This is a genomic window from Lederbergia galactosidilytica, assembly GCF_017873565.1.
Lineage (GTDB): Bacteria > Bacillota > Bacilli > Bacillales > Bacillaceae_C > Lederbergia > Lederbergia galactosidilytica.
The window spans coordinates 40,834-47,506 of record NZ_JAGGKH010000028.1 but is presented as its reverse complement, the minus strand read 5'-3'; the positions used below and the strand labels follow the sequence as shown (position 1 = coordinate 47,506).

Genomic DNA, 6,673 nt, shown 5'->3' with positions numbered 1-6,673 from the left:
ATACTTAAGTTATTGAACCGCCGTATACGAGAACCGTATGTACGGTGGTGTGAGAGGTCGGCTAATCAATTAATGATTAGCCTCCTACTCGATTTCTTAATGAATGCCGTTCATGTCTAAAGTAGTAGTTCTAATGTATTTTATATGCGCTTTAAGAACAATAGTTTATATTTGGTGATGCATGTATATCTTGTCACTATCAAGTGAAAGGTGAAATAAGAGAAGGTAAAACTTTTAGACTATTGGTTACAAAAAAAGGTAATTGTGGTATGATTTAGTCAAAAGGTCATGTGGGGGAAAAGCGATGTTTACGACAAAAAAGAGAGAGAAACAAGAAGCGAATGCATTACTTAAGGAAATGGAGCAATTAAAAAAGTCCTATGAAATGAAAGAAGAGCAAGATCGGGAATGGTTTTTAAAAATTCGAAATGAATTGCAAGCAGCCGTTTCACAACACGAAAAAGTAAATTCTCAACATGGTCGATTGGAAGAGGTAATCTCGCGAATTGAAAATAGATTTAGTAATATCTATGAGATTAGTGAACAATCAGCCCAGAAGTCAAACAATCTTTACGAAAAAGGCCGGTCATTAAAAAACTTTTCAGAAATGAAGGTAGAACGTTCGCAACAAAATGCTGAAGATGTAAAAATTACAGCGCAAATTATTCAAGAACTTGGGGAGGAAATTGAATACTCTGAAATCAATATGAGCCATCTAAATGAGCGTTCCGTAGAGATTCAATCGATTGTAGGGGTTATTGAAGATATCGCTTCTCAAACTAATTTACTTGCTCTAAATGCATCAATCGAAGCGGCAAGAGCTGGGGAATCTGGCAAGGGATTCGCCGTCGTCGCACAAGAAGTTCGGAAATTAGCTGAAAGTACAGCTGACAGCACAGCTAATATTCAATCTTTGACGAATGCCCTGCAAGCCGAAATTGATAATGCTTTACAAGCGACAAAAAAGAGCTCGGAACTGATAGAAAAAGGAATCCAAATGAGTGAAAAAGCTGCGCAAAATGTGGAAGAGATGATGGGAGTTATTAAAGATAGCCAATTAGATATTGGGGCAATCGAGCAAATGATTGAGGAACAAAAGCAGTTTGCAGATTCAGTCCGGAATGAACTAGAAGAAGCTCAAACTCTGTTTGCCGATGCACATGAAACTATTATCGAGCATATCGAGGATGCTAAAATCGTTGATGAACGCTTAGAAAATGGAATACAACAATTACAAAATTAAGAAAAGCTGCCAAAATTGGCAGCTTTTCTTAATGTATTTTCCTAAATGTAGTATGATAAGATGCATGAACTTGTAAATAAGAAAAGCAGAGACGACTGTTCAGCTGCGTACAAACTTTCTAGGGGCCTGACGAGATAAAGGAAACACAGTGAGCCTAGTAGGCGAACTGATGTTGACTTATCGTAGGAAGGCACCGAAAGTTTGCTAGCAGCTTAGGAGTCGGAGCTAGACAAAGAAAAGCAGAGACGACTGTTCAGCTGCGTACAAACTTAAATAATAAGGATGAACGGCTAAGTACGCCACTTCCTGTGGCAACGCCGTTCTGACCAACATCCTGTTGGCCTGAGATAAAGGAAAAGTGAAAAGCGAACGACGGCTGATTAGGAGCGACAAGCAAATGTTCCTGAACTGAAGAAGGGTGAACTTGCCCTTCAGCGGTTCAGGGTTATTTGACCTCGAGCTCCTGCGGTCTGTAGCGAGACAACACAGTGAGCCTAAAAGGCGAACTGATGTTGACTTATCGTAGGAAGGCACCGAAAGTTTGCTAGCCGCTAGGCGCTGGAGTTAGATACAGCTAATAGACAAATTTAAACGAGTTGAATATTCAAAGAAGGAGTAATGATCCCGATGAAAAAATCATTTTTATCGAATTTTAATACAAATACACAAACAATTTGGAAACAATCTGGATTTACGAATCCTACAGAAGTGCAAGAATCAGTGCTCAATCCGATTTTGGCGGGGAACGATATAATCGCTAAATCTCCTACAGGTACCGGAAAGACGGTAGCCTATCTATTACCACTGATAGAAAGGATTAAAGAAGAAGACGGAGCTATCCAAACCGTCATTTTAGCTCCATCTCGGGAGTTGGTGATGCAAATCTATCAAGAAGTTCAGAAATGGACACAGGGTACGAAGATTCGAACAGCATCATTTGTGGGTGGCGCCAATATTAAGCGCCAATTGGAAAAATTAAAAACCAGTCCACAAATTGTTGTCGGCTCACCTGGGCGCATTTTGGAGTTAATTAAATTAAAAAAATTAAAAATGCATGAGGTGAAATCGATTGTCCTCGATGAAGGGGATCAGTTATTAAATGAAGAGCATTTAAATACAGTAAGAACGGTCGTGAAATCAACCCTTAATGATCGACAATTACTGTTATTTTCAGCTACCTCTCTTAAGGAACCAGAACAGATTAAGGCGATGATCGGGAGAGCACCTGAATTTATTTCTGTAGGTCAAGCTCAATCACCAACCGATCACCAAACCGAGCATCTATACTTACTTTGTGAACCGCGGGATCGTGCAAAATTGCTACAAAAAATAGCTGCTATGAAAAATGTGAAGGCTCTTGTATTTGTTCGTGACCGTGGAAATATGAATGTGCTTTATGAGAAATTAAAATATGAAAAAGTTTCTGTTAATCTTCTTCACAGCGATTTGAGTAAAAGAGAAAGGGAACAAGCTTTGACCTCCCTACGTAAAGGTGAAGTCACATTATTACTCGCTACCGATATAGCGGCAAGGGGCCTTGACATTAAGGGACTTACCCATGTGATCCATTTTGATTTTCCAAAAGATTTGGATCAATACATTCATCGTTCAGGGAGAACTGGCCGAATGGGAAAAAAAGGAACGGTCGTTTCATTTGTTACTCCAAGGGAAGAAAGAGAACTGAAAAAGTTTGCAAAACAGCTTCAGTTATCTATCAAGTTAATGCGCATCTATAAAGGGAATTTCGTTAGTACAATAAAACATAATAGGAAGGAAAAAAGATAAATGATAAAAGCAGTGGTCTTTGATTTTGACGGTTTAATATTGGATACAGAAACAGTTTGGTATGAATGTTATAAAGAGGTGCTTGCTGATTACGAAGTGGAGCTACCACTGGCAATTTTTGCCCAAATTATTGGGACACATGATGCTGCCTTTCATCAGTATATGGTTGAACAGTTAAAAGGAAGTGACCAAATAGAAGCGATTAATGCGGCGGCTTCAACACTTCATAAAGAAAAAATGGCGATGATCGTTGTGCGTGAAGGCGTCAAAGAATTTTTAGAGGAAGCTAAAGAATTAAATTTACGCATTGGATTGGCTACAAGCTCAAGTGAAAGCTGGGTGATGCCTTTTCTTAAGAAATATGACCTACTTAAGTATTTCGAGACAATTCAAACAAGTGATCAGGTTAGGAAGATTAAACCAGATCCTGAACTATATATAAAGGCGGTTGAAGCATTAGGGGTAAAACCGGAAGAGGCGATTGCTTTTGAAGATTCAGTGAATGGCTCTATAGCTGCGAAAAGAGCGGGGATGAATTGTATTATTGTCCCTAATCCTGTAACAAAAGATCTCGAATTTCAAGATTTTGATGCAAGAATCGAAACAATGGGTGGCCAATCTTTAAAGAAACTTTTAGATGAGATGGTTGAAAAAGCAGGAGCTAAGATTGAGTGAACAGTTGTTATAGCATCTGTGGCATTAATACCACAGATGCTCTTATACAATGAAAATGAATGCTGCCTATGAGGAAAGACAAAAGGCCAGTTTAATAGATTGGAAGTGAGCTTTATGAACCAAGAAAAGCTGATATATGAAAAAATACCTTATTCACTAGAGCGATTTTTTAATACATATAGTTCCCTAACCGCCAATTCAACCCATCATGTACTTTTAGAGAGTGGACGTGCCGGCAGATACAGTATCGCTGGACTTCACCCCTTTGCTAAAATTCAGGGCGCTAATCATTCATTAAAAGTGGAACAAGCTGGAAATATAAGAATTTTAGAAGGTAAACCACTTGCAGAACTTGAAAAATGGATGAAGTCTTTTGCATTTTCACCTGAACCAGGGCTTCCAGATTTTCAAGGTGGAGCAATCGGTTATATTAGTTATGATTACAATCAATATATTGAAGAATTGCCTAATCTTGCGGAAGATGATGTACAACTTCCCCTACTTTATTTTCTTGTTTTTGATGAGTGGGCTGTGTATGACCATAAAGAAGAGTGTTTATGGTTGATCGTATTAAATCAAAGAGCTGCAACAGAGAAATTAACAAAGCTGAAACAAAGTTGGATGAACTTTACACATGAAGAGGAGAACAATTTTGAACCTATTGATACAGAAGAAAATCTCTCCGTTTCTTTTACAGAAGAAGATTTTGTCAATGCAGTACAAAAAATTCAAGCCTATATAAGAGAAGGTGATGTTTTTCAAGTGAATTTGGCCGTTCGGCAATCCAAGCAACTTGGGATACCTCCGCTCGCCATTTATAAGCAATTAAGAAAATTAAATCCTTCACCATATATGGGATATCTTCATACACCAGACTTTCAAATTGTTTGCGGCTCTCCTGAATTGTTGATTCAAAAAAGTGGTCAGCGTGTGGGGACACGACCAATTGGCGGGACACGACCAAGGGGACGAGATGACATGGAAGATCAAGTATTAGCGAATGAACTGCTTGAAAATGAAAAAGAACGTGCAGAACATATTATGTTAGTTGATCTGGAAAGAAATGATCTTGGGCGTGTTTGTGAATATGGCTCTGTTCATGTTGATGAATTCATGATAGTGGAAAAATATTCCCATGTAATGCATCTTGTTTCCCATGTCAGTGGCCAAGTCTCAAAGGAAAAGACGCTTAGTGATTTAATCGAAGCAATGTTTCCTGGCGGTACGATTACAGGGGCACCAAAGATTCGTACAATGGAAATTATTGAGGAGCTTGAGCCTGTTAAACGTGGGATTTATACTGGATCACTTGGGTGGATTGGTTTTAATGAAGATTTGCACTTAAATATTGTGATCCGCACGATGATCGTGAAGAATGGGATGGCTCATGTACAGGCTGGAGCAGGAATTGTGATCGATTCAAATCCTGTTGCAGAATATAAAGAATCACTCAAAAAGGCGGAAGCGCTTTGGAAGGCAAAAGAATTAGCTGAGCAGAAGGAGACTGTCCAATGATTCTAATGATTGATAATTATGATTCTTTTACTTATAATCTTGTTCAATATTTGGGTGAGTTAGGAGAACCTATTACTGTAAAAAGAAATGATAAAATTAGCTTATATGATATAGAGGAGCATTCTCCTAATTACATTATAATTTCACCTGGTCCTTGTACTCCAAATGAAGCGGGGATTTCGCTTGAAGTAATTCGCCATTTTTCAGGGAAGATTCCAATATTAGGAGTTTGTTTAGGTCATCAGGCGATCGCTCAAGCTTTTGGTGGGAAAGTAGTGAAAGCAAAACAATTGCTACATGGGAAAACTTCGCAAGTATATCATGATCAAAAGACAATCTATACTCAAATACCTGATCCGTTTTTGGCAACAAGATATCATTCTCTCATTGTTGAAAAGGAGAGTTTACCAGACTGTCTAGAAATCACTTCTTGGACAGTGGATGACGAGATCATGGGGATTCGTCATACAAAATGGGCTGTGGAAGGAATTCAATTTCACCCTGAATCCATAACAACAGAGGCAGGTAAACAGCTTTTAGCTAATTTCTTGCAGACTTATCGGATCGGAGTCGTTTAATATGTATATGTATATTAATGGCGAATATATTCGCCAAGAAGAAGCTAGAATCTCCCCATTTGATCATGGTTATTTATATGGTTTAGGAATTTTTGAGACATTGCGCACCTATAATAGTTCCCCTTTTTTGCTTGAACAGCATTTAGAACGATTAAATTATGGGTTACGACAACTGCAAATCGCCAGACAATTTGAGTATCACGAAGTAGAAAAGTGGATTGGAGAGCTATCAAAGTTAAATGATTTGCCGAATTCTTATATTCGTCTCAACGTATCCGCTGGCTCCGGACAGATAGGGATTCAAACGACTACCTATGAATCGCCAACTACAATTATCTTCCAAAAGCAACTTCCGGTACTTAAGCCCTTAGGAGAAAAGGAAATTAGCTTTTTAAAAATATTACGAAATACTCCAGAAATGGAAACGCGGTTAAAATCACACCATTTTATGAATAATGTAATGGCGAAACGAGAAGTCGGCGCTGATCCAAATAAAGAAGGAATATTTCTGACAGAGAAAGGCTTTTTAGCAGAAGGAGTGACCTCGAATCTATTTTGGATTCGTAACAAAACTCTTTACACACCGGCTTTGGAAACTGGGATTCTCAAAGGGATCACACGGGAGTTTATATTCGAATTGGCAGCAGAGTTAGGTTTAAGGGTAGAGGAAGGATTTTATCAAAAAGAAGATCTACTAAGAGCAGAGGAAGTATTTCTCACCAATTCAATTCAAGAAATTATCCCAGTTAAAAATTGTGGGAAGCAAACTTTTTCCGGGAAAAATGGTTTCTACACTCAACAATTTTATCAATTATATTGTCAAGCTGTGGACGAATCGACGAAATAAAGAAAAGGTGTATCCAGAAAAAATTCTAGA

At 38.3% G+C, this 6,673-nt stretch carries 6 protein-coding genes; all 6 read left to right on the top strand.

Going from position 1 to position 6,673, the window contains the following annotated elements:
- Positions 1-304: 304 nt before the first annotated feature.
- The 6 genes from J2Z23_RS20495 to pabC all read left to right on the top strand — a co-directional run bounded on the left by J2Z23_RS20495 (position 305) and on the right by pabC (position 6,643).
- Positions 305-1,243, top strand: coding sequence for a methyl-accepting chemotaxis protein (locus J2Z23_RS20495; protein ID WP_064468233.1), 939 nt, complete (start codon positions 305-307; stop codon positions 1,241-1,243).
- Positions 1,244-1,870: 627 nt separating this feature from the next.
- Positions 1,871-3,028 carry a DEAD/DEAH box helicase gene (locus tag J2Z23_RS20490; RefSeq protein ID WP_209975099.1) on the top strand — a complete coding sequence of 386 codons (1,158 nt, stop codon included), beginning with the start codon at positions 1,871-1,873 and terminating at the stop codon, positions 3,026-3,028.
- Positions 3,029-3,031: 3 nt separating this feature from the next.
- Positions 3,032-3,703, top strand: a complete 672-nt coding sequence (locus J2Z23_RS20485; protein WP_174517092.1) for an HAD family hydrolase — start codon at positions 3,032-3,034, stop codon at positions 3,701-3,703.
- A 114-nt stretch (positions 3,704-3,817) separates the two neighbouring features.
- The gene (locus J2Z23_RS20480) at positions 3,818-5,218 is read left to right on the top strand and encodes an anthranilate synthase component I family protein (RefSeq protein ID WP_057987392.1); all 1,401 of its coding nucleotides are present in this window, start codon (positions 3,818-3,820) and stop codon (positions 5,216-5,218) included.
- Positions 5,215-5,796 carry an aminodeoxychorismate/anthranilate synthase component II gene (gene pabA, locus J2Z23_RS20475; protein ID WP_209975097.1) on the top strand — a complete coding sequence of 194 codons (582 nt, stop codon included), beginning with the start codon at positions 5,215-5,217 and terminating at the stop codon, positions 5,794-5,796. The genes J2Z23_RS20480 and pabA overlap by 4 nt, the downstream gene beginning before the upstream one ends.
- 1 nt (position 5,797) lies before the next feature.
- Positions 5,798-6,643 carry an aminodeoxychorismate lyase gene (pabC, locus tag J2Z23_RS20470; protein WP_209975094.1) on the top strand — a complete coding sequence of 282 codons (846 nt, stop codon included), beginning with the start codon at positions 5,798-5,800 and terminating at the stop codon, positions 6,641-6,643.
- Positions 6,644-6,673 lie beyond the last annotated feature (30 nt).

Excerpts from the sequence above, each read along its gene's own strand:
- J2Z23_RS20495 (WP_064468233.1), top strand. The coding sequence starts at position 305 with ATGTTTACGACAAAAAAGAGAGAGAAACAAGAAGCGAATGCATTACTT.
- J2Z23_RS20490 (WP_209975099.1), top strand. The coding sequence starts at position 1,871 with ATGAAAAAATCATTTTTATCGAATTTTAATACAAATACACAAACAATT.
- J2Z23_RS20480 (WP_057987392.1), top strand. The coding sequence starts at position 3,818 with ATGAACCAAGAAAAGCTGATATATGAAAAAATACCTTATTCACTAGAG.
- pabA (WP_209975097.1), top strand. The coding sequence starts at position 5,215 with ATGATTCTAATGATTGATAATTATGATTCTTTTACTTATAATCTTGTT.
- pabC (WP_209975094.1), top strand. The coding sequence starts at position 5,798 with ATGTATATGTATATTAATGGCGAATATATTCGCCAAGAAGAAGCTAGA.